Below are 23,349 nucleotides of genomic sequence, written 5' to 3'. Positions count from 1 at the left end.
TTCCTATAAATATGATCAGCCTCATTTTTATTAGCTGATGAAGCATTATCTCCTCATTAACCTGATTACAAAAAAAACCGGCGTAACCGCCGGCTTTTTTTTGTAATTCCCTACTATAAAAAATTACTTACCAAATGAACGCATATACTGCACGCTAAATTGTTTCTTTTTAACCAATGTTGGATCAACAATACCTTTAAACTGGCCAGTTGTACAATGCATGGCCTGCACATCCATCATGCCAAAGGCATCGTCAATTGCAACACCACTACCCTTGTTCGCAGGTAAGTGAGTATCTGGGTGTGCTTGACCGATCATCCAGGATTTCCAATATTTACCCTGACGATCAAAAGTGACCGTACGTGGCAATGTGAAGGTTTGCGCATCCATATAATGCACACGTTTACCTATTGGATGGTTAGGGTCAATCGGCACAGACTCTACAACATATACTTTCCTTAATGAGTAATTCACGTTTGGGAAACAACCGCCTTTCCCATGATACGTTGTGTAGGTATAGCCATCAGATTCCTTAAACTCATCGGTACGCTTTTGTTTAGATGAATCATACACAGGCAACAACATGTTTTTTGTGCCTTTGAAGGTCCAGTTCATATCAGATATACGGCCATTATAACCTTCAAAGTCTTCAATCATAATGTCAGAACCTAGGAAAGAGTCGGTCACTTGACCCGTTGCTAAACGACGCACACGACGTTGAAAACCTAGGTACAACCAAGCGTTATCACGTTTTAAATCGTTTTTATGACGGTGAATCAACAACTGTGTGTTTTTAACATCGAAAGGCTCTGATACATTCAAATAAATAGCACGGAACAATTTACTTGGGTTCGGCGTAATTTCAGGTTTAGGCTCATGGTTCACGCGGTGCATTAAATTTAGGAAATAAAAATTAAACTTAATTGTCCGTTCAACCTGCGCTGTTTTCATATTTCGGTATTTCCAGTAGAACGGTGAAATAGCCGCGCCATCGCCCCAGTTATAACCGTACTGAAAGTTCCAGGCCATTTTTTCACCTGCACGAGGGTCATCTAGATTGGGCTCTATTGGGAATGGGCGGCCAGCAACATAACCTTCTATTTCGCCAACTTTAGCACCAAGCTTTACATTTTGAGAACCCGCTTTAGTGGCATCAATATAACTTTGATTAAGGATAATATCCTGTGAGTCACCAACCGTGATTTCTACCCAATCATCTTTAATATGCTTAACCATACCAGCGTCTAGGACGCTTGCATATTTATCCACATTAGCCTTATTAATTACCAAACCAGCCACAACACCGTCTGCTACGGGGAAGCCGTTCGTATATGGTTGGAACGAATTATCAATATCTGCATCCGTCACTGCCGACGCACTTGCAGCTACACTTAATAGCGCCGCGCCAAATAAACTTTTTGTCATTTTTCTCATCTTATTTAAATCTCCTTAAATCAATACTTAGTCCTAGAGTTTTTACCTAAGCAGCATTCAACTAAGTGAATGCTGCTTTATTAGCGTCCCTTAGAAGCGGTAACGAATTGTCATTTGAATTTCATCTTCATTTCGTGCCGTACCGATAGGCCCGTCAATGAAACGACCTAATGGCTCATAGCCACCTAAACCAGCATCGCCTGACATACCTGTCGCATGAATAGGGTCAGATGAGACAGTGAATGGTGCAAATGGATTACATTTAGTACAGTCAGAAAAATCTTCAGCACCGTTATCAAACTTGATATTCGCAGCTAACTGGAAACGCCAATGATCATCAATCAACCAGTCAATAGATGGTGAGACCACGTAAGCCTGAGCACCCCAATCGTAAGCCTGAATTATTTGTGCACTAAAACGGTCATTCATCCACCAGCCTTTGGTTAACAAGGTAGAAATATAATTGTCTTTTCTATCAGGCATGCCAGATTCACCAAATTTATGGGTTTCACGTTGATGTTGCAGAATATGCTGCCCAAAAGTTTGGAAAGAAATTAAGAACGCTTTATTTTTATTAATCGAGCGAATAAACAAATTATGATCCGCACCAATTACCCAACGCGCCACTTCAGATTCAGAAAAAAGCCTCTCTTGAGTCGTGTCAGCAAACTCCTCACCTTTCGTCCATGCTGTTTCAACTCTGAATGCCGTTTTTAGTGGGTCTGAATAATAATCCAGCGAACCACCCATTAAAAAGACACGTGGAAAGTGAATATCAAATGATATTAAATGGCTATAAAACTGAGATTCAATCATACTACCATAGGGACCACTCTCTGTTAGAACTGACCCTGTAAATGGATTGTCTGATGGAATACCCCCTCTCAATGAAGGTAGCTGAGATCGTGTATAGAATGCATTTAATGAAAAGCCAATATCGCCATAAACCCCCTCAAATTTCACACCTAACTGTGTGTTATCCAGAGACCAGTCAGGCAGGTGTGCATCACGAACACCAAGAACACCAGGGCCAAAGTTAGTTGCAATACTCGCATCATCCGGTCCCGCACCGGCAAATACAGATGTCGTACAGCCTTCTTCCCAGCATAGGTTTAACGAACGAAACAATTCGCCCGCACCTAGAATTTGATTAGGCGTACCGGATTGACCCAACTTATTAGGCCTAAACTTGTCAAATATCCAAACAAACTGAACATTCATGTCATCCAATAAGTTATTCGCACCAAACTGCCATTCAGCAGTTGCCATCCACAAAGGAATACGCGTATCTTCTAATTCGTCATAAATATTATTCCTAGAATAATCAACCGGGTTGATGACATCTAATACGCGGAATAAATCAGTACGACCCCAAACTTCTTGTTTTTTACCAACACTTAAATTGAAAGTCGTACCACTGTCCATATCAATCACAGCGTTTACATATAACTCACGTATAAAATCCCAACGATCATTGAAATCTGAATAACGTAAATCATTTAATGTGTCATCCATATACCCGCCGATACAACCACGCGAGTCTTTATCACACGGACGCACAGGAACAACCAACTCCACACCATTTCCCGAGGTGCTATGGCGACTTTGACCTAAAATTTCTAGACCAGAATTATCAAGCCCGCGTGCTGTAAGGTTACCTAGCGGAATACCTTCCCCTGGCGCTACATTAAAACCAGCAGGGGTCGCAGGTATTACCGGCGTTAAAAATACTGCACCACCAGCACCATCACCATATTCATCAGAATTCAGGTCATAAACTCCGTCATATGTCGCACGAAAAGTGCCATTAATACTAACTTCATCAAACGCACCGATACCACCCAGTATTTTTGTACCTTCTAATTGCAGTGTATTGCGGAATTTTGACAACCCAACGTGGTCACGAAAGTACGTTGCATTTTCGACGAAACCACTGATCTCCAACGTATCATCACCTGTATTAATGCCCGCAGCCGCTTGTTGCGACAAGGGCAGTACCGCCATCCCTATCAGTGCAATAGTAGCTAATGGCCTAGAATGCCATTTCTTATTCTTCATAGTGTCTCCCTACTCTTTTTTTAATTTCAAAAAAACTTACTACCTATAAGCTTCCCCTAATGCTGCCTTTGATATTGCAACGCAAAAAAACAGCAACAACTTTTTGAGCGCTTTTACCACTTAAATTTTCACCAAATCAATGATTTGAACTTATGATTACTTCTCCACAATAAACTTTGGTTTGAATGTCATAACCCATGCAGGTACTAAGAACATAGCGGCCAAGGCGTTGAGCAGCAACATAACAATTAACAACATAGCTGCATCCGCTTGAAACCTCATGGTTGATAACAGCACCCACATAATGACACCCGCGATGAGTGAAAAAGCAGTGAAACCAATTGCGACACCGGTGGTATTAATCGCTTTTTGAATAGCCGCCTCAAAGTTACCGAGCTTAGCGTACTGCTCTTTAATTTTATCCATAATGTAGATGGAATAATCCACACCAATACCAATGCCCGCAGCCAAGATAGGTACGGTATTCACGTTAATACCCAACCCAACTATGCCCATGTAGGCATACGTTAACGTTGTTGCAAAACCCATCGCGAGCAACATTAGCCAACCCGCATGGATAGACCAGTAAAATGCAGTAACAAATACCAATATAAGCAAAAAAACCAAGGGGATAACTATCACGTTGGTTTGGTAAGACGCTTCATTAACCGCCGCCGTTACACCAATTAAGCCACCCGCTAATTTAAGCGAGAAACCCTCTACTTGTGCCGCTGCACTATTGCTCCATTCTTTAACCATATGGATAGCACGGCGAATCGTTTCACCTTTATGATCTTTATAATAGAAAACAATATTGGCGTTTTGTTCATCTGGATCAATAAACTCTAACAGGGCCCCCGGAATGGGACTCGACATCATATAAGCGAACATTAGGCCACCCGATTCAAACTCATCTTTTGGGTACACCAACCAACGCGGATCATCATTTCGGATAATCCGACTGGCTTGAGAGAGCAAGTCTGGCAACCCTTTGGTGCCGCCTAATTCAGGATCAAGCATCATATAGTTTTGAAAATCAGCCAATGCTTTAATCGCATCGGGGTGTTTCAAACCATGTTCTTTATCGGAGTGCGCCAAAATAAACATTTCTTCCGAACCGGGAAACGCTTGGTTTATCGCCTTAGAAGAAATATTGTAGTCATGATCCGCATACAGCAATGGAGAGCCTGACTCTGCCTCACCAATTTGCACCTTTGAACTTAAATAGGCACCCCCAATCACTAAACCAAACGAAACAAATAACGTTGCTAGTGCACCGTTGGGGGTGCACGATATTTTGGAGACAACTGGAAATAATTTTTGCAAAAGCACATGCTCAGTGTTTTTAGCTTGCTTGTGCGGCAAAATCTCAAGTAGTACAGGCAGTAAAATCAACACCGTAACAATCACACTACCCGCCCAAAGTGACGCATATATCGCCAATTTATCGTTAATTGGCACAGAGCCTAATGAAATAAGCAACAAACCAATAGCGTCTGAAATAACCCCTAAAGAGCCTGGCCTAAACAAACCCTCAAAGGTATTACGTGCGGCTGTTTGTTTATCCCCACTTTCACCCAGTTCGGTATAAAAGCGTTCCACTATTTGAACACCGTGCGACATAGCCCTTGCAGATACAAGGAATGGTACAACTAGCATCAATGGATCTAGGTTATAGCCCAACAACGACAACATTCCCAAGCCCCAAGTCGTCGTCAAGGCGATACCAATAAGGGGTAACAGTAAACCATAGAACTTTCTAAAATACGCTACCAACAAAATCAATAAAATGGCTAAGGTATAGCCAAAAATTTGAATGACCTCACTAACATAACTTGTTACCCAGCCTACTAATACTGGTTGGCCACTGGCATAGATTGTTAACCCATCAGTTTTTTCTTCATTCCTAAGTTTTGCCAACGCATTAAAGACTTCTTCATAGTCTAAGTCACCCTCATTTAGCGTACCTTTTATGAGTGCAGATTTAAGATCTGGCGAAACTAATAGGCCATACACGCGCGGATTCGCCACAACCTGATTTTGCATCGCCTGCAACTCTTCTTCAGAATAATGCTCTTTAAGTGGGTCATAATACGGCGCAGACTTCATGGTTCCATATTCGTTTAACCACACTCGACGAGTATTTCTATGCGTTAAGCTATTAACTAAATTATGATTCACAGCAGGCAACGCATCGACTTTGTCGGTTAAGCGTTTAATTCTGCTCAACACGTCGTTAGTAAAAATAGTCCCTTCGTCTACTTTTAGCGACACAATCACCGTATTCGCGCCACCGAACGTTTCGGTAAGCGTGTTATGTGTTTGAATATAGGGGTGTTCTTGCGGTAATAAATCGGCAAAGTTAGATACCATCTTAACCCCTGGAATTTGCATCGCAAAGAATGTACTAATCGCCAAAATGATCAATGCAGTCACTTTAGGAAATGCAAACACCAGACGGTCAATTTTTTTAAGTTGCTTTGTTATAGCACCCATGATTATTCTCCGCCCTTAATGTTGGCAATTGACATATACCCCAAACCACCATTAATCAATGCCTGTAATGTACCTGCCCCCCCACCTAAAATGAGCGCCTTATCACCTAAGGGTGTAAGAGCACGCAAATAAGACCTTGTCTCAACCGTTGTTGAGTCTTGCCAAATAGCCACTTCATTCGGCCCCTGTTTTCTTTCCAGAAATGTTCCAAAACCACCTACCGCAAACACACCAAGTTTACTGGCCGACAAACCATAAATAGGTGCATCTGTACCGGTTGCCTCTCTTCTCCAAGTGCTCCCACCATCGCTAGTCTGGAAAACTACCCCACTAGAACCACCCACCCAACCATGTAAACTGTCAGCGAAAGTAACCGATAATGGGAAAAAGTCGTTTGGAATTGGTTCGTCTTTTTGAACCCAGTTCTCGCCACTGTCCACAGTACTAAAAACACTACCAAACTCACCCACGGCTATACCGTTTTGCGCATCAAAGAAATTTATATACGTAAGAATGAGATCTTCATCAAATGTCGTTTGCTGCCAAGTTCGTCCTTGATCAGTACTATTTAAGATCGTGCTAAAACTCGCAGCAACCCATAACCTATTGTCAGCTGAACAACTAAGAAACTGTGGTGCCTCTTCAGTTGCTAAATCATTTGCTTGCCATGTTTTACCGCTATCGGTTGATACCCACGCTTGCTTCTCAGCTGATACAACCACTTGATCTTTGTTAGGGCAAATCGTTGCGCTAATAAAGGCCGGTAACCCCACGGGTTGGGTACGACTCCATGTTTCTCCTGAATCACTAGAATTCAAAATAAAGCCAATACCAGCAACAACAATGTCATTGCCTGATGAGGCTACCGCCTGAATACGGTCTGTACGATGGATGGCTTCTGTTTTTGATTGCTCAACGCCATCTAGCACCAAAGGTGCTTCACAAGCTCCGAGCATTACACAAGTAAACGGTATTAATAATGTGTGAAATTTCATTTTCCCTCTCGATAAAATCACTTAGTTCTAACCAAAAAAAACAGGAGGCATTTAACGTGCCGAGCACACCAAACCACCCACCTTGCTACAACTTAAATACCTAACGTTAGTCCGTTTAAAGCGTTTAAGTAGATCCCTGTATTTGCCTTTTCTTCTGTACTATATTTTCATAAGATGATCTATGTCATTAAATGACTAAATGTTTAATGATTTAAGTCACTACAATTAAATAAACAATTAAGAGGGGTTAACTATGAAAACTGCCATTTATTATGGTCCTGAAGATATTCGCTGCGGCGAAAAACCCGAGCCTAGCATTGAAGAGCCCCATCAAATTCTTGTTGAGGTCAACGCTACATCCATCTGTGGGTCTGACTTACATTTGTACCGTGGCGCAATGGACCCTATTTTGGAACGCGGACATTCACAAATTGGCCACGAGCTCATCGGTCGCGTCACCGAAGTAGGTAATGGCGTAGGAAAATTCAAAAAAGGTGACCGTGTTTCTATGGCTTACTCATGCTCTTGTGGTGATTGCTATATGTGCGAAGTGGGGCAAACAGCACATTGCGAAACCACACAAAAAGCTGTGTATGGTTTTGGTATGCCTTTTGGTGATTTAAACGGCACCCATACAGAAGCGTTGATTTTACCGTATGCCGACGGACATGCTATTAAAGTACCCGACGCCATCGATGATGCATCGGCAATTTCACTCTCTTGCAGCTTACCGTCTGCGATAATCGCCAACAATCTTGCTGATATTCAACCCGGCGAAAACGTCGCAATTATTGGTTGTGGCCCTACCGGTTTGTTGGCAATGGATATTGCCTTGGGCAAGTCTGCGGGGCAAGTTATCTGCATTGATCAGCTTGATTACCGCCTAGCTATTGCTGCTAAAAAAGGTGCGACTACCTTCAATTCAACTAAAGAAGGTTGGAAAGAAAAAGCACTCGCATTAACCAGCAACCGAGGTTTTGATAAAGTCATTGAGGTAGTCGGTTACCCAGAAACCTTACAAATGTGTATAGACATCATACGCCCTGGCGGCACCATTGCCGCGATCGGTGTTTTTTGTGACCAAGAATTTAATTTAGTGCTAGCCGACGTTTTTTTACGCGATATCAGCTTACACATGAACGGTTTTGCCAACGTGCAGCCTTTTATGTGGGAAGGCATACGACTCATGGAACGCGGCGTTATCAACCCTGCTGAATATTTTTCTCATGAGTTTAGCCTCGATAACATTGATCAAGCTTTTGAAACCTTTTATAAAAAGTCTGATAATGCCTTAAAGGTGTTGATACGACCATAACATCCCTAACCCAAACACAATAAAAAGGCTCCAAATAGGAGCCTTTTTATTGTGCCTTTCCTAAAACTTAACTCTATGCTCGCGCTTTAAATGTTGAATGTTCAACATTCATATGTTAGTCAATATTCGCCGATTCAATGCCAAATGCTGTTTGACTTGCTAATGACAAAACGACTGATATCAAAAAAAATGAAATACGCGAAGGAATAAACCACTGCATAAATATTTCATCGCCATAATCCATGTAAAGCGCAGCTACCACTACTGCCTACGATATGTAATAAATATCAATACTTAGCACATGCAGCTTCAGGACTATGTGTCATACAAAAAAGAAAACTAACGTCGATTACTAGTTAATTTCCTTAGCTATGAGTTCCGACCAAGCAATAAAAAAGCGCTTATAAAAGCGCTTTTTTATTGGACCATTATGTAGAGCTATTTAAGCTGGTACCACTGGGTGCTTTGAATGATCAAAATTAATATGAGATTCAATATTGGCCGGTGTTACACCAAAAGCAGTTTGCACACTGATATTCTCAGCATTGATTTCGTCATACTTTAAATACCAAGCCCTATGCATTTTATAAAACGGTATTTCTGGCCAGAGATGATGAATCAAGTGATAGTTTTGATACACCAATACTGGTGTTAATAGCCACTCCCAACCCATACGCATTGTTGTTGCCATGTATTTATCTTGTTCTTGGCCCACTGTACCTGGCGCATGAGGCAAAATAACAAACACAACACAAATCAAAAATACGGTGATGCGTGACGGTATAAACCACAACATAAATAACTCGTAACCATACCCAAAGTACAATGCCGTAACAAACAAAGCCACTAGAGCTGAGTAGTACATGATAAGGCTCACCAAATGCCTTTTTACAACTTTCATTCCGTACTTAAAGAAGTAATAAATATAATATCCGTCAAAGAAAGACCATTTGAATGGTGCTTGCCACCATGTTGCATCATGTTCAAAACGGTCAGGATCCATAGGGCCATTTGCATGGATATGGTGTTTGTTATGCACCCATCTAAGCGCAACCATCGGCGCATAGGGAAATAAGAAAAACAGGCCTATGGCACCTAGTGTTTCATTAATCGGTTTAATACTAGACAATGAATGGTGTGACGCATCATGAATAACGCTAAACAACCAATACGTTAAGAGACCATTCATAAGCGCGCCTTGCCACAAGGGAAGCGCTCCCGCTAATGCGTAATACCAGACTGTTGCAAGACCGGCCATAACGCCAATGAAAATCAAAACAGTTGGGATCGCTAGTGTTGGTGCTTTAAGGTAAGACTGAAACAACGCCTCACTCGGCGATTCTTTCGGCAATTCTTGTTCTATTGTCGCCATTACATACTCCTCATATTTTAGAATAAACGAACATTATTTTTCGTTCGAACAGTAATTATATGTCCAATCAGCACTGCCAGACCAGTGTCATTATTTGACACATGGGTGTCAATAAGTGACAATCAAGTTAAGCGAACTTCCTGAGTTACCAATTGAAACCCATCATCATCTCAGCATGTCAACAATAAAAACATTGCCCGTTAGCTATATCCAAATAGCCATACGGACATTGGAAAACGAGGGTATATCAACGGAAAAAATCCTCCATGAAGTTGGGCTAACCTCCGAAACATTGCATAACAGTGATTATGTTTCACTAGATCAGTTTGTATCCGTTATTTTGAATACTCAGAAAATGTCCGGCAACCCCGCCATAGGATTACTATTAGGCTCTTTGCTTCACCCTTCTACTCATGGCCCGGTTGGTTGGGCTGCCATCAATAGCCCCACATTATCTGACGCTATCGAAATTTTCCAAAAATACAGTCATATACGCACTCCATTTATCCTGTACAACCCCATGATCCGTGATGATAAATATATTATTCGCTTAACACTGACGCAGAACCTAAAAACTGCCCATATGATTTTTGTTGAGGCAATGCTTATGTTGCTACAGCACGTTATTGAGTTTATTTTAGGCCGAGAAATGGATGAAGCAATACTGTGCATTAATAGCTCAAAGCCTGATTATGCCAAAAGTTATCACCATTATTTTCATTGCCCTGTTTATTTTGATGCTGAACACCTTGAAATTCAGTTACCGTTGGCATTAAAAAACATCGAGAACCCCAATGCTGATAGTCAAATGTATCATTTGGCACTTGAACAATGCCAAGAATCTTCACGCCAGTTACAGCGAACCATTAATATAAGCAGCGATGTTCATGATTATATTTCAAGCCATTTGGGCCATAACATTACTTTAGAACACGTTGCCCAAGTATTGAATGTCTCGTCAAGAACGCTCATCCGTCAACTCAATAAACAACATACCTCCTACCAAGCCATCAAAGACAGTGTCTATGCATTTCAATCTGCAAACTACCTGCGTCGTAGTAGCCTTTCGGTGAACACTCTTTCAATCATTTTTGGTTACCAAGACCCGGCTAACTTCCGGCGTAGTTTTAAACGTTGGTTCGGGCTCACTCCTCAACAATATAGGAAACAACAAAAACACTAGAATAGCGTTGAGCAATAGAAACCCTATTTATCCTCTTCTATTTTCCCGAGCCTATAAGCCAATTGCGGCCTACTCATACCCAACTTCCTAGCGGCACCCGACAAGTTACCACTAGACCTTTTTACCGCTTCTTTAAGAATAGTTTCCTCAATTTCGAAAAGGTTATTTTGAGCCTCAAAAAACATTTCCACGAATTGCTTATAAACACCCTTTTTAAGTGATTTTAACTGACCATTCTCATCCACTACTTCTTCTGGCGCTTCTTCCACTTTCATCATGGCAAATAGATGCTCAAGCTCAATGTAACCGCCATTTTCGCAAAGCAAAACACCGCGTTCAATGACGTTCTCAAGTTCGCGGATATTCCCCGGCCATTGATACATATCTAATTGAGCCATGGCATGCCCAGTAATACCTTTAACCTCTTTTTGGTACTTAGCTTTGTACTGATCAACAAAATTGCTAGCCAATAAGGAAATATCTCCTTGCCTCTCCCTAAGCGGTGGAATAATAATCGGATAAACATTTAGCCGGTAAAACAAATCGCGCCTAAACTCACCTCGTTCAACCTTATCCAGTAAATCCGCGTGCGTTGCGGCAACAACTCTTACATCAACTGAAATGACTTTAGTCCCGCCGACCCGCTCTAACTCACCTTCTTGCAACACACGCAATAATTTAGCTTGTGCAGAATAAGATAAATCACCCACTTCATCTAAAAACAGTGTGCCACCACTTGCCCGTTCGAAACGCCCTTTTCGTGACTCATGAGCGCCCGTGTACGCACCTTTTTCTACGCCAAACAACTCTGCCTCTAACAAGTCATCAGGTATGGCCGCACAGTTCACTGCAATAAATTCTTTATTCACTCTACAGCTTCTGCGATGCAAAGATCGCGCAAATAGTTCTTTACCAACCCCCGTTTCGCCCAACAGTAAAACAGTTACTGGCCCTTGAATGGCTTTTTGCAACAATGCCAATGAATTTTTAAACGCCTTAGAATCACCAATGATATGTTGTTCTTCTTTTGCAAGATCCGTCATTGTGGATCGTAAGCTATCGACTTCTTCGCGCAAATCAAGAATCTGGTCAACAATACTTTCTGATTTATAGTATTTAGTCAGCTCTTCAGGGTTATCCCATTCAGCAACCGGTTTGCCAATAACTAAGCAGCCCGCACTACCGCAAGCGCTACATGTTTCCTCAACAAATATAATGGATTGGCCGGTAAACTCAGAACTATAACCACTGGCGTAACCCACCTCCATCCAACAAACCGGTTTATCGGAAGCACCATACTCCTTTTTATGCACTTCACTTTCGTATGAGTTCTCCCAAACCAGTTCCATGTGAAACTTTTTTTTCTTTACATCAATTTCCATTTCAAGCACTTTCACACGCACAAGCCCTTCCAATTGATGAAGTTGCGGGCCAACAAGAAACTGATCTAATTCAGATGCATCTGGGCGCATCTTTTTTGCCAGCTTTGCATCGGCTTGGCCAGCTTGAAAGCCTGTCCGCATCATCACGCCTTTAGCATGTTCAATACCGACCGTTTCAACCAATTCCTTACGTATTGAACCTGCTGCTGCGCTATGCAGTAACAGCATTCGTTGTTCACCTAACCAAATATGCCCTGTTTCATAAGAAAAACGAATACGGTCTTTTAAGTCATCACTCGGTGGTAATTTATAATCAGTTTTATTTGCCATGCTTAAAGTCAACGTGTCATAGGAGTAAAATCATCATAGAACATATATTTGACCATTTCATTAAATTTGATGATTTCATAAAATAGTTAAATCAACCAGTCGTCTAACTCTCTGCCATTAAGTTCTCTAATGGCGTAATCATTAAAGTCTTTGTAAACAGTCCAGTCGTGTATCTTTTGGTCCGCCGACTCATTCAGCTGCTCGTCCAATAACTGTTTTTTATATTTATCAAGCATCGACTCGCTGTAGTTATTACACTGCATAAGAAAGTCAATAATGATGGTTTTTTTATCTTCTAGTGAAATGGTGCTTTCTGTCATTTTATCCTCACTTAGTATTGACGCTACTTTTGTTTGACGATAGTGTCATAAAATCTAACAATAATAAGGTCGCATGAAAAAGAAAATTATTATCGCTATAACCGGTGCCACCGGCTCCATTTACGGTACTCGTTTGCTTGAAATTCTGCAAACGGTTGACGATGTTGAGACTCACTTGATCCTGTCTAGTGCTGGTGCGCTAACCGCTCAATATGAGCTTAATATGGATAAGAAAACAATCACTGCATTGGCAGATGTGACACATAGCCCAAAAGACATTGGTGCCACATTATCTAGCGGCTCTTTCATTACTCATGGAATGGTCATTGCACCGTGCTCAATGAAAACACTCGGCTGTATTGCCAATGGCATTGCCGATAACCTCGTTTCAAGAGCCGCCGATGTGGTGTTAAAAGAACGCCGGAAACTTATTTTAATGACTAGGGAGACTCCCTTGAACCTCGTTCATTTAAGAAACATGACAACACTATCTGAAATGGGTGCCATCATCGCGCCACCTGTACCTGCATTTTATACGCAACCCAAGACTATTGACGATATTGTTAACCACACAGTTGGAAGAATACTAGACACATTAGATATTTCTAATGTAGATTATGTCAAACGTTGGAAAGGCCTTACAAACCCATAAAGGCTAAATCCCTTAAATTAAAATGTAAAGAGGAGCTTATGTTAAGCAGACGCACATTCATTAAATCCGCATTGGCTAGCAACATAGCCTTATTAGCAACCCCGTCACTGGCGCTTCAGCAAGTATTAGCAAGTTCACAAGATATTCCTTTGCTCGTCTTTGCTGATGACCATGCCTTAAATTCAAAGCACTTTATTTCTAACGTGGAGGACAAAAACTCCAACCTTGATTTAGATATTGGCCAGCACTTTGACTTACTCAGAAAATTTTGCAAAGAATCCCCTAATGGCCAAATCACAGGCCTCACCCGAGACTCTGATTTTTTTGTACTCGAACAAGTAGCTAAAGATTTTGGTTTTTACACCCAATATTCTGCGACACATCGATACGCCAACGACACCTTAGTACACGAAGTTTCAACGTCTAAAGATTCGGCTGAGCTTATTGCGTCCTCACTCAAAAATGCAAAAGCGCAGTGGCCTCAGTGGCTCGCTAATAATATGCGTATTTTGCCGCGTGGAAATTCAGAGTTTATCACCAGCAAAACCCAACTATCTCTACCCGATACTGATCAACATGACTTTTTAGTGTCTTGGTCGCTTAGCTCCCCTAAACATATTTAACCGCTTGGAATAAACATGACTAAACCACTCCCACAGGGCATCACATTAAATCAGCTGAATGCTGCTATCGCTGAGATTGAAAAAGTTGTCGGTAAGGACTTTGTCTTTTTAGATGATATAAAAGAACTAAGAAGTTACCGCGACCCATACAACACCACTAATGATGCCGACTTTGCGCCATCCGCCGCTGTCGCACCTAAAAACGTTGAGCAAATTCAAAAAATTCTCTCTATCGTTAATAACTACAAAATACCCATTTGGACTATTTCAACGGGGAAGAATTTTGCATACGGCGGCCCTGCGCCCCGTAAACCGGGCTATATCGTTCTCGATTTAAAGCTCATGAATAAAATTCTTGAGGTCAACGAAAAACATGGTTATGCCATTGTTGAGCCCGGTGTTAGTTACTATGACTTATACAATTACCTACAAGAAAAAGGTATAAAACTGTGGATTGACTGCGCTGCGCCTGCTTGGGGCGGCTTTGTTGGCAACACTTCTGACCATGGTGCGGGCTATACCCCGTATGGCGATCACTTATTAATGCAATGCGGCATGCAAGTTGTTTTAGCCGATGGCACCGTTGTCGAAACCGGCATGGACACCACCGCTAACAGTAAATCTGGCGCACTGTATAAGTACGGCCAAGGCCCTGCCATTGATGGCTTGTTCACCCAATCAAACTTTGGCGTTATTACCCGCATGGGCATTTGGCTTATGCCAGAACCTCCGGGCTACACACCCTTTATGATTACGCTTGAAAACGAGCAAGACCTTGAAATAGTCACCGACCTAACGCTTCCGTTAAGACTAAATCAGGTTATTCACAATGCACCGATGACCGTTGACCTTATCTGGGAATCAGCCATGTCGGTGAGTAAACGCCAGTACTACACCGGAAAAGGCCCGATGCCAGAGAGCAACCGGAAAAAAATGGCCAAAGATTTAGACCTCGGTATCTGGAACTACTACGCTGCTGTCTACGGGCCAGAACCGATGATGAAAAACAACATGGAAATCATTCGCGATACCTTTAGCGGTATTCCCGGCGCTAAATTTCACTTTGATGATACCCGCAAAGGTGATCCCGGCTGGGACTACCGTGTAAAGCTCATGAAAGGTGAGCCCAATATGACCGAATTCAGTTTATTAAACTGGATAGGCGGTGGTGGTCATATCAATTTCTCACCCATTTCAGCTGCCGACGGAAAAGACTCGATGAATCAATATCAAATGATTCGCCAACGCTCTCATGAATATGGTTTTGACTACATCGGTGAGTTTCTAATTGGCTGGAGAGACCAGCATCACATCTTTATGCTGATGTTTGACCGCATGAACGAAGAAGAGAAGAAACGCGCACACGAGTTATTCGCCGTGCTAGTAGACGATGCCGCCGCCTTGGGCTACGGTGAATACCGCACCCATTTATCCTTCATGGATCAAATTGCGGGCACCTATGGTTGGAATAACAACGCGCTTTGGGATACCCATCACGCTTTAAAAGATGAACTGGATCCTAACGGCATTCTGTCACCTGGGAAAATGGGAATTTGGCCAAAAAATCTAAGAGCTACATCATGAAAAAACACATAATTATTGCGTTAAGCGCTCTAACGCTGATGGCCTGCGAGCAACAAACTAACGCGCCCGCTGTTGTACAACAGCAAGAAACTCCTGCAGCTGCCGTTATAGCTGAACCTGTAACGCCCGAACCAACCGTTGAAGGCACGATCAGCAACCGCTCAGGTAAGGTTCTTTTTGATCTCCATTGCGCCGGCTGTCACAACCCCGGTACTGCCCACGCAGCGACTAAACAGCTCGCCTTGGTTCGTGGAAAAGACTTGGCCGTTATCATGCAACGTAAGGATTTAACCCCCGCTTACATCAAGTATGTTGTTAGAGATGGTCTGCTCGAAATGCCTCCATTTCGCCCAACCGACCTCAACAATTCTGAATTAGATAATTTATCAAACTATATCGTCGACAACGCCAAGGCCTATGTGCCAAAGGAAGGTAAATAATGAGTACTGTAAAGAAGCCTCTATCCGCTAAAGCAAAAGAAGTTGGTGAACGTATTGGCTGCCTAAGGGACTTCCTAGAATTTCTAGAAGAAAACGGTCAATGCATTACTTGGAGCGACGAAGTTTACCCAGAGCCTGACATCCGCAATATTGCTGTCGCCGCGGGTAGGGATTCGATGAATGGCCCCGCCGTGGTCTTTAGTAATATTGCCGGCTACCCCGGCAAAAAACTTGTTCTTGGTGTGCACGGTAGCTTCACTAACCTTGCCTTATTATTAGGCCACCCCAAGGGAACAACCATTAAAGAGTTGTTCTATGACATTATTTCACGCTGGGGAGACGATAAACCACTGCTCGACTTTATCGAACCTGAAGCCGCACCGGTTAACGAAAACCGCATCACCGAAAATTTCAACTTATACGACTTGCTACCTCTATATCGAATTAATGAGTACGACGGTGGTTTTTATATTGGCAAGGCCAACGTCGTTAGTCGCGACCCTACTGACCCTGATAACTTTGGCAAACAAAATGTCGGCATCTATCGCATTCAAGTCCAAGCACCTGGCGAGTTCACTCTGCTCTCTATTCCGGCTCACGACATGGGCCGTCACATCATGGCCGCCGAGCAGCTAAACGTACCACTAAAAATTTCTGTGATGTTAGGCAACCACCCTGCCATGTGCATGTTTGCTGCAACTCCAGTGGGTTACGACGAATCTGAATTTGCGTATGCGTCGCAAATGATGGGCAGCCCTCTTCGCTTAACAAAATCTGGCAACGGCATGGATATTCTTGCTGATTCAGAAATGATTATTGAAGCAGAGCTGATGAATGGCGTTCGTACCTTGGAAGGCCCTTTTGGTGAATTCCCGGGTAGTTACAGTGGCGTTAGAAAAATACCTCGTTTTAAAGTCACCGCCATTTCTCACCGTACTGACCCGATCTTTGAAAATATATACATTGGCCGAGGTTGGACAGAACACGACACCTTAATTGGACTTAACACCTCCGCCCCTATTTACGCGCAATTAGTCAAAGACTTCCCGGAAGTTGTTGCCGTTAACGCACTATACCAACATGGCCTTACAGGGATTATTTCGGTTAAGAATAGATTTGCTGGGTTTGCAAAATCCGTCGCCATGCGCGCGCTAGGTACGCCTCATGGCACCATGTATCTTAAAAACCTTATTATGGTGGATGATGACGTTGATCCATTCGATCTTAACGAGGTGATGTGGGCATTATCTACTCGCACCCGAGCTGATGACACCATCGTTATCCCAAATATGCCGTTAATTCCTATTGACCCAGCCGCCGAAATTGCTGGTAAAGGACATCGTTTAATTATTGATGCGACTAGCTTTATGCCACCGGATAAACTCGGTTCTGACTCAAAAATAGTTACCCCACCCGCAGGCCCTGAAATTGATGCCATAGCGAAACTTATTCAGGTCTTACAAAATGGAGAGAGCTCATGAGCACATGCCCACGTTGTCAAGCAGCAAAAGAAAAAATACGCACGGAACATAAGGGGCTTAACGCTCAAGGTGAATTAGTCTGGAGCATTTTTCACTGCGTCAGTTGTGAATTCACTTGGCGCGACAGCGAACCCGCTACTACTATCGATTACGACAAACGCGAGGCATTTTTTAGAGTCGACCCTGAAAAGTCTTACCCCGTTATTATGCCGCCGGCTCAATATAAATAGACCAACTGATTATGAAAACCATTATTGAAACTCTAAGCACTATATTTAGTGCCGATAACATTAGCGCTCTGACTGAAGAGCATGCTGAATACCAGTTTTTAGCGGATAGAATTAACAACTCAGCACGTGAAGTGGCTGCCGTAGTTACCCCAAGCAATTTAGATGAATTAAAGGACTTACTGGTTATCTCAACGGATAAAGACTTTTCGTTATTTAACCTACTAAGCCCAGGCGAAATCAACACCGCGCCTATTCCTGCTGAAGGTGCGATTGTGGTGATTGACCTCAAAAAGCTCAATAAAATTATTGAGGTCAACGACAAAGCGGCCTACGCGCTTGTCGAACCTGGCGTTAGCTACGCCCAGTTAAATACGTACTTGGAAACCAATAACATTCCTTTTGTGGTCGATTTTGACAAAAATTCAACACAGTCTGTATCCGGCGGCATTTCCAATAGAAGCTATGGCTACACGCCTTATGGTGACCACCTGATGATGCAGTGTGGTATGGAAATCATGCTCGCCAGTGGCCGCCTCATCAGGACAGGAATGGGTGCGATGCCTAAAAGTAATTCATGGCAATTATTTAAATATGGCTTTGGCCCTTATCTTGACGGTACTTTCACCCAATCGAGTCTAGGCATTGTGACTAAAGTAGGTATTTGGCTGATGCCTAAAGCACCAGCCTACAAACCTTTTGCCCTTCAATTACCGAATGAAGCAGCCCTCAATCAAGCGATTGAGATTATGCGTGGCATGAAAATCAACATGTTGGTACCTAACACCGTGACCGTGGCATCAGCACAGTCAGATGCCTTACAGTTTGCTGACGAAGCAGTCGATCAAATTGGTAGCAATAATGAAATGGCTGAAAAACATCAGTTAGGCCAGTGGAACATGTACGGCGCACTCTACAACATTCCCGCCAACGTTGATTTTTTATGGCAAGCCATTAGCGGTGCTTTTGGTCAAATTGAAGGCGGCAAATTTATACTGCAAGAGGCCACCAGCAGCAACCCGGTGTGGGCACAACGTGAAATGAAAATGAACGGCAAGTTCAACGCTATTAATAAAAACTTAGCGGCGTACTCATCAATCAATGTTCATTTTTCCAGCCCAATCGACGGCGATGATGCGAATAAAATGGAAGCCTTACTGCAAAATTTAAATAACCCTGAAAAACTTAAAATCATTAGTCAATATGCGCTAACTTGGCGAACAATGATGAGCCAGCTACAAATCTTGTACCCAACGGGAGATGCAGAAAAGCTAACGCAAGCTAGAAGTTTAGCGCAGCAACTCATTAACGATTTTTCAGCCCAAGGCTACCCTGCTTGTTTGGTGGATGCCGATCTGCAAGAAGCCGTCGATGCCGTTAGCCTTCCCGGTCTCCAAACGCTAAAAAAACGCGTTAAAAATGCGCTCGACCCAAAATCTGTCTTTGGTTAAGGACAGCATTCAATATCAAGTATTCAGTTGTCGGATAGTTAAGCTTTGCAATAAGCATATCGCTTAATTATCCGACACACTTTAAACCTCCAGCCACCACTTTTTGTCTACGTAATAAGCAATATTGACTTTCACTAACACTCAAATATCAGGAAATACTTATGATTAAGACTTACGATTTATGGATCAATGGGCAAGACACCAAGCCCACTTCAGGAAAATACTTTAATGTTTTAAACCCATTAGATGATAGCGTGTTTTGTACAGCTGCCGAATCCAATCAAGCCGATATAAATAAAGCCGTTGACGCCGCACATGCCTGCTTCCAAACGTTCCGCAAGAGCCTAGCAAAAGACCGTGAAGCGATGCTATGCAAAGCCGCTGACTTACTAGAACGTGACCGTGAAGAGTTTCTTGAGATATTGATCGATGAAGTGGGCTCACCGATGAACAAGGCGCAATTTGAAGTTAGCCAAACTATTGGGCAACTACGCGCTGCCGCTGGTGCAGCTCGCCGCGTCACTGGGCAAACCATGCCATCTGACACACCAGGTAGGATCAGCATGAGTGTGCGTAAACCCTTGGGCGTTGTAGCCGCCATTACACCGTTTAACGTGCCCTTACTGAAAGCGGCCAAGTTGGTTGCATCGCCTCTGGCTACCGGCAATACCGTTGTACTATTAACATCCGAAGAAGCCCCCGCCGTATCCTTCCGCTTTGCACGGCTTATGGAAGAAGCAGGTTTTCCGGCAGGTAGCTTAAATGTAGTGTCTGGTTTTGGTGTTGATGTTGGTGATTTCTTAACTGGCCATTCATTGGTGAAAGCGGTCATGTTCACCGGCTCTAGCGTTGTTGGTAAACACATTAGCGAGCTATGTGGTAAAAACATGAAGCCTTGCGTTTTAGAGCTCGGTGGCAAAAGCCCTTATATCGTCTTGGCCGATGCAGATATTGGTCTTGCGGTGCAAAATGCCATTATTGGTATGTTCTTCTACCAAGGTCAGGCTTGCATTGCATCTAGCCGTATTATTGTTGAAGAAGCTATTTATGAACAATTTGTTGAAATGTATAGCGCCGCTGCCAAACAGCTTTCAATGGGTGAGTTACGCGACATAGCAACCATTCTTGGCCCTATTATCTCACCTCGACAACGTAACCGAGTTCGCACGCATATTGAAGACGCCGTCGCAAAAGGTGCCACACTCGTAACCGGTGGCGAATGGGAAGGCAATCGATGCCAACCGACTATTTTGACCGGTGTCACCGACGAAATGACCGTTTGTCGTCAAGAAACCTTTGGCCCAGTTACTTCAATTTATTCTGTTAAAGATGCTGATGAGGCGTTAGCACTCGCAAACGATACGCATTATGGGCTTAGTGGTGCTATTCACACCAATGACCTTAATAAGGCGCTTATGCTGGCTCATGAAGTTAAAACCGGCATGATTCATATTAATGCTCCAAGTGTTTACGATGAGCCAAATGTTCCATTTGGTGGCGTTGGTGATAGTGGCTTTGGACGTGAAGGGGTTGATGTTGATATCGATGCTCTGACGCAGTGGAAGTGGATTACCATTCAATTACCGGGGTACGATCAGGCACATTAATTCTGCCTATCCACGCTAACAATTTAAATAATTTCTAAGGATAACTCATGACTGTAAAACACGAACTATGGATCAATGGCGAACACACAAAGCCTGAAAGTAACAAGTATTTTGAGGTACTCAACCCACTTGATGACTCGGTTTATTGCCAAGCAGCCGAATCAAATGATGCCGATATTAACAAGGCTGTGGACGCTGCTCACGCTTGTTTCCAAACGTACAGCAAAACATTGGCTAAAGACATCGAACGTATGCTCTGTAAAGCTGCTGATTTGATAGAAAGAGATCGCGCTGAATTTACCGATATTTTAATTGATGAAATCGGCTCACCTATCAACAAAGCCAATTTTGAAATTCAGTATGCTATCGGCCACCTACGTGCAGCAGCAGGCATCGCTCGTCGCGTTACCGGCCAAACCATGCCGTCTGACACAGCCGGTAAAATTAGTATGAGTGTACGTAAACCATTAGGAGTTGTAGCGGCTATCACACCGTTTAATGTGCCGTTAATTAAAGCTGCAAAATTAGTGGCGTCGCCACTAGCAACGGGAAATACGGTTGTACTTCTGCCTTCAGAAGAAGCACCGACACTTTCCTACCGTTTTGCACAACTCTTACATGAAGCGGGCTTCCCTGCAGGTTCCATCAACGTTGTTTCAGGCTTTGGTGTTGATGTTGGCGACACATTAAACAGTCACCCGTTAGTTAAAACAGTCATGTTCACCGGTTCAAGCCGTGTCGGCAAACACATTGGCGAAATCTGTGGCCGAGGTATGAAACACGCAGTATTGGAATTGGGCGGCAAAAGCCCGTTAGTCATTCTTAACGATGCCGACCTTGAGCTGGCCGTTAAAACCGCTGTTTTCGGCATGTTCTTGTATCAAGGGCAAGCCTGTATGGCCTCAAGCCGTATCATTGTTGAAGAAGGCATTTACGACTCATTCCTAGCCGCCTACAAAGCAGCCGCCAGCCAACTTTCTATGGGCGATTTACGTGAGATGTCTACCATCCTTGGGCCCATTATTTCACAACGCCAACGCGATCGCGTACGTGGTCATATTGACAATGCTGTTGAAAAAGGCGCAACCCTAGTCACGGGTGGAGAATGGGAAGGTAACCGTTGCCAACCTACAATCTTAACCAATGTCACCGAAGATATGACCGTCTGCTATGAAGAAACCTTTGGCCCTGTCACCTCTGTCTACTCCGTAACAGATTATGATGCTGCACTCAACATGGCTAATGACACACCATACGGCCTAAGCTCATCTATCATCACTAATAATCTCAATAAAGCCTTAGACTTTGCAGAGAATATTGATTCTGGCATGGTACATATCAACGCACCTACCTTATACGACGAACCACATGTTCCGTTCGGCGGCACAGGTGATAGCGGCTTTGGCCGTGAAGGCATTGAAGTGGATGTAGAAGCACTTACCGAGTGGAAATGGATTACCATTCAAACACCGACTGACGAGGCAGCCGCACACTAAGCGCTGGTATTAAGCTTATTGAATTGAACGAACCGCCTTAGCTCATTCTCATAATGGCTAGGGTGGTTTGCCTCACTCAATAAACGCTTAATCTATTACGATACTATCCAAGCGAGTTGAGCGTGTACCCTCAATAGCTAGGTTATCCGCCGCATGATAGCTCAGCACCACCGAATATTTAGGCTTATCAGTCTTATTTGCGCCCGCCGCATGAAAGGTACGGCAATGAAAGAACAACACGTCTCCTGCCTGTAATTCCAGTTCTACCACTGTCGCCAGTATCGTTTGATTTTCAGGCAAATCTTGTCGAAGAAATAAATTTTCATCCAACCGATCACGCTCAAAATTCATCGCATGGCTACCAGGAATAAACTTCATGCCGCCATTCTCACGATGCTCATCACCCAACGCCAACCAGACATTAACCAGCTCTGGGCGTGAAAAATTCCAATAACGAATATCTTGATGCCATTCTGTTTTACTACTAAATTTAGGCATCTTAGTCATCACGCAGTTATGGTGATTTTGCGTTAACAGCACATCATCCGAACCGAGTAATTGTTTAACTGTTTGCACTATCTCCGTTGTATGCGCCCATTCTCGAAAAACGTCATCACGTGCATACGCGTTTAATAAGCGCCGCGGCGTATCACCACCCACTGAAATTCGACTTTCAGGTGCGCCAGGGTAATGCACATCAGCTTCATACTCCAAAGGGGAAACGGCCGGCGCAAGGGATGATTGAATGCTACTAAGCATTCTTATCTGTAATTCTTTAGCCGCTAGACCACTAACCTTTAAATAACCATCTCGCTGGAAATCTTGGTACTGGCTATCGGTTAAATTAGTTTCTGGGCTTATTGTTTTAACACCTATCATGGCGCTATTATACGCATTATAAAG

At 43.1% G+C, this 23,349-nt stretch carries 20 protein-coding genes; 11 read left to right on the top strand and 9 right to left on the bottom strand.

What is annotated here, in order from left to right; translation table 11 throughout:
• Positions 1-123: 123 nt before the first annotated feature.
• The 4 genes from AB1Y31_02200 to AB1Y31_02185 all read right to left on the bottom strand — a co-directional run bounded on the left by AB1Y31_02200 (position 124) and on the right by AB1Y31_02185 (position 6,983).
• The gene (locus tag AB1Y31_02200) at positions 124-1,425 is read right to left on the bottom strand and encodes a DUF1329 domain-containing protein (protein ID MEW4981978.1); all 1,302 of its coding nucleotides are present in this window, start codon (positions 1,423-1,425) and stop codon (positions 124-126) included.
• A 99-nt stretch (positions 1,426-1,524) separates the two neighbouring features.
• Positions 1,525-3,492, bottom strand: a complete 1,968-nt coding sequence (locus tag AB1Y31_02195) for a DUF1302 family protein (GenBank protein ID MEW4981977.1) — start codon at positions 3,490-3,492, stop codon at positions 1,525-1,527.
• Between the two features lie 156 nt (positions 3,493-3,648).
• Positions 3,649-5,988 (bottom strand): MMPL family transporter, encoded by a 2,340-nt coding sequence (locus AB1Y31_02190; GenBank protein ID MEW4981976.1) that lies wholly within the window; start codon positions 5,986-5,988, stop codon positions 3,649-3,651.
• 2 nt (positions 5,989-5,990) lie between these two features.
• Positions 5,991-6,983, bottom strand: a complete 993-nt coding sequence (locus tag AB1Y31_02185; protein ID MEW4981975.1) for a YCF48-related protein — start codon at positions 6,981-6,983, stop codon at positions 5,991-5,993.
• A gap of 253 nt (positions 6,984-7,236) precedes the next feature.
• Between AB1Y31_02185 and AB1Y31_02180 the strand changes: the two genes are divergently transcribed.
• Positions 7,237-8,298 carry an alcohol dehydrogenase gene (locus AB1Y31_02180; GenBank protein ID MEW4981974.1) on the top strand — a complete coding sequence of 354 codons (1,062 nt, stop codon included), beginning with the start codon at positions 7,237-7,239 and terminating at the stop codon, positions 8,296-8,298.
• Positions 8,299-8,413: 115 nt separating this feature from the next.
• Here AB1Y31_02180 and AB1Y31_02175 read toward each other — a convergent pair whose 3' ends face one another.
• Both AB1Y31_02175 and AB1Y31_02170 read right to left on the bottom strand, forming a co-directional pair.
• Positions 8,414-8,542, bottom strand: a complete 129-nt coding sequence (locus AB1Y31_02175; protein MEW4981973.1) for a hypothetical protein — start codon at positions 8,540-8,542, stop codon at positions 8,414-8,416.
• A 198-nt stretch (positions 8,543-8,740) separates the two neighbouring features.
• Positions 8,741-9,670, bottom strand: a complete 930-nt coding sequence (locus tag AB1Y31_02170) for a fatty acid desaturase (GenBank protein ID MEW4981972.1) — start codon at positions 9,668-9,670, stop codon at positions 8,741-8,743.
• Between the two features lie 115 nt (positions 9,671-9,785).
• On the opposite strand from AB1Y31_02170, the gene AB1Y31_02165 reads away from it, so the two are divergent.
• Positions 9,786-10,853 (top strand): AraC family transcriptional regulator, encoded by a 1,068-nt coding sequence (locus AB1Y31_02165; GenBank protein MEW4981971.1) that lies wholly within the window; start codon positions 9,786-9,788, stop codon positions 10,851-10,853.
• Positions 10,854-10,876: 23 nt separating this feature from the next.
• On the opposite strand, the gene AB1Y31_02160 is transcribed toward AB1Y31_02165, so the two are convergent.
• Both AB1Y31_02160 and AB1Y31_02155 read right to left on the bottom strand, forming a co-directional pair.
• Positions 10,877-12,565, bottom strand: a complete 1,689-nt coding sequence (locus tag AB1Y31_02160; GenBank protein MEW4981970.1) for a sigma-54-dependent Fis family transcriptional regulator — start codon at positions 12,563-12,565, stop codon at positions 10,877-10,879.
• 86 nt (positions 12,566-12,651) lie between these two features.
• Entirely contained in the window at positions 12,652-12,885 is a 234-nt protein-coding gene (locus AB1Y31_02155; GenBank protein ID MEW4981969.1) for a hypothetical protein, read from the bottom strand.
• A gap of 73 nt (positions 12,886-12,958) precedes the next feature.
• On the opposite strand from AB1Y31_02155, the gene AB1Y31_02150 reads away from it, so the two are divergent.
• The 9 genes from AB1Y31_02150 to AB1Y31_02110 all read left to right on the top strand — a co-directional run bounded on the left by AB1Y31_02150 (position 12,959) and on the right by AB1Y31_02110 (position 22,446).
• Positions 12,959-13,537 carry a UbiX family flavin prenyltransferase gene (locus AB1Y31_02150; protein MEW4981968.1) on the top strand — a complete coding sequence of 193 codons (579 nt, stop codon included), beginning with the start codon at positions 12,959-12,961 and terminating at the stop codon, positions 13,535-13,537.
• Positions 13,538-13,575: 38 nt separating this feature from the next.
• Entirely contained in the window at positions 13,576-14,160 is a 585-nt protein-coding gene (locus AB1Y31_02145; protein ID MEW4981967.1) for a hypothetical protein, read from the top strand.
• A 15-nt stretch (positions 14,161-14,175) separates the two neighbouring features.
• Positions 14,176-15,744, top strand: a complete 1,569-nt coding sequence (locus AB1Y31_02140) for an FAD-binding oxidoreductase (GenBank protein MEW4981966.1) — start codon at positions 14,176-14,178, stop codon at positions 15,742-15,744.
• On the top strand, positions 15,741-16,184 hold the full coding sequence (locus AB1Y31_02135; GenBank protein MEW4981965.1) for a cytochrome c: 444 nt from the start codon (positions 15,741-15,743) through the stop codon (positions 16,182-16,184). The genes AB1Y31_02140 and AB1Y31_02135 overlap by 4 nt, the downstream gene beginning before the upstream one ends.
• Positions 16,184-17,665: a non-oxidative hydroxyarylic acid decarboxylases subunit C gene (locus AB1Y31_02130; protein MEW4981964.1), complete on the top strand. Its 1,482-nt coding sequence runs from the start codon at positions 16,184-16,186 to the stop codon at positions 17,663-17,665. Before AB1Y31_02135 ends, AB1Y31_02130 begins: the two co-directional genes overlap by 1 nt.
• A complete protein-coding gene (locus tag AB1Y31_02125) occupies positions 17,662-17,895 on the top strand; it encodes a non-oxidative hydroxyarylic acid decarboxylases subunit D (GenBank protein MEW4981963.1) in 234 nt (77 codons plus the stop codon). Before AB1Y31_02130 ends, AB1Y31_02125 begins: the two co-directional genes overlap by 4 nt.
• Positions 17,896-17,906: 11 nt before the next feature.
• Complete coding sequence (locus AB1Y31_02120) at positions 17,907-19,343, top strand: FAD-dependent oxidoreductase (protein ID MEW4981962.1); 1,437 nt, start codon at positions 17,907-17,909, stop codon at positions 19,341-19,343.
• Positions 19,344-19,504: 161 nt separating this feature from the next.
• Positions 19,505-20,950, top strand: a complete 1,446-nt coding sequence (locus tag AB1Y31_02115) for an aldehyde dehydrogenase family protein (GenBank protein ID MEW4981961.1) — start codon at positions 19,505-19,507, stop codon at positions 20,948-20,950.
• A 47-nt stretch (positions 20,951-20,997) separates the two neighbouring features.
• The gene (locus tag AB1Y31_02110) at positions 20,998-22,446 is read left to right on the top strand and encodes an aldehyde dehydrogenase family protein (protein ID MEW4981960.1); all 1,449 of its coding nucleotides are present in this window, start codon (positions 20,998-21,000) and stop codon (positions 22,444-22,446) included.
• 87 nt (positions 22,447-22,533) lie between these two features.
• Here AB1Y31_02110 and AB1Y31_02105 read toward each other — a convergent pair whose 3' ends face one another.
• Positions 22,534-23,325: a phytanoyl-CoA dioxygenase family protein gene (locus tag AB1Y31_02105; protein ID MEW4981959.1), complete on the bottom strand. Its 792-nt coding sequence runs from the start codon at positions 23,323-23,325 to the stop codon at positions 22,534-22,536.
• Between the last annotated feature and the right edge of the window lie 24 nt (positions 23,326-23,349).

The sequence above is a fragment of the Cycloclasticus sp. genome (genome assembly GCA_040743155.1).
GTDB lineage: Bacteria > Pseudomonadota > Gammaproteobacteria > Methylococcales > Cycloclasticaceae > Cycloclasticus.
This window is presented reverse-complemented; position numbering and strand designations above follow the sequence as displayed.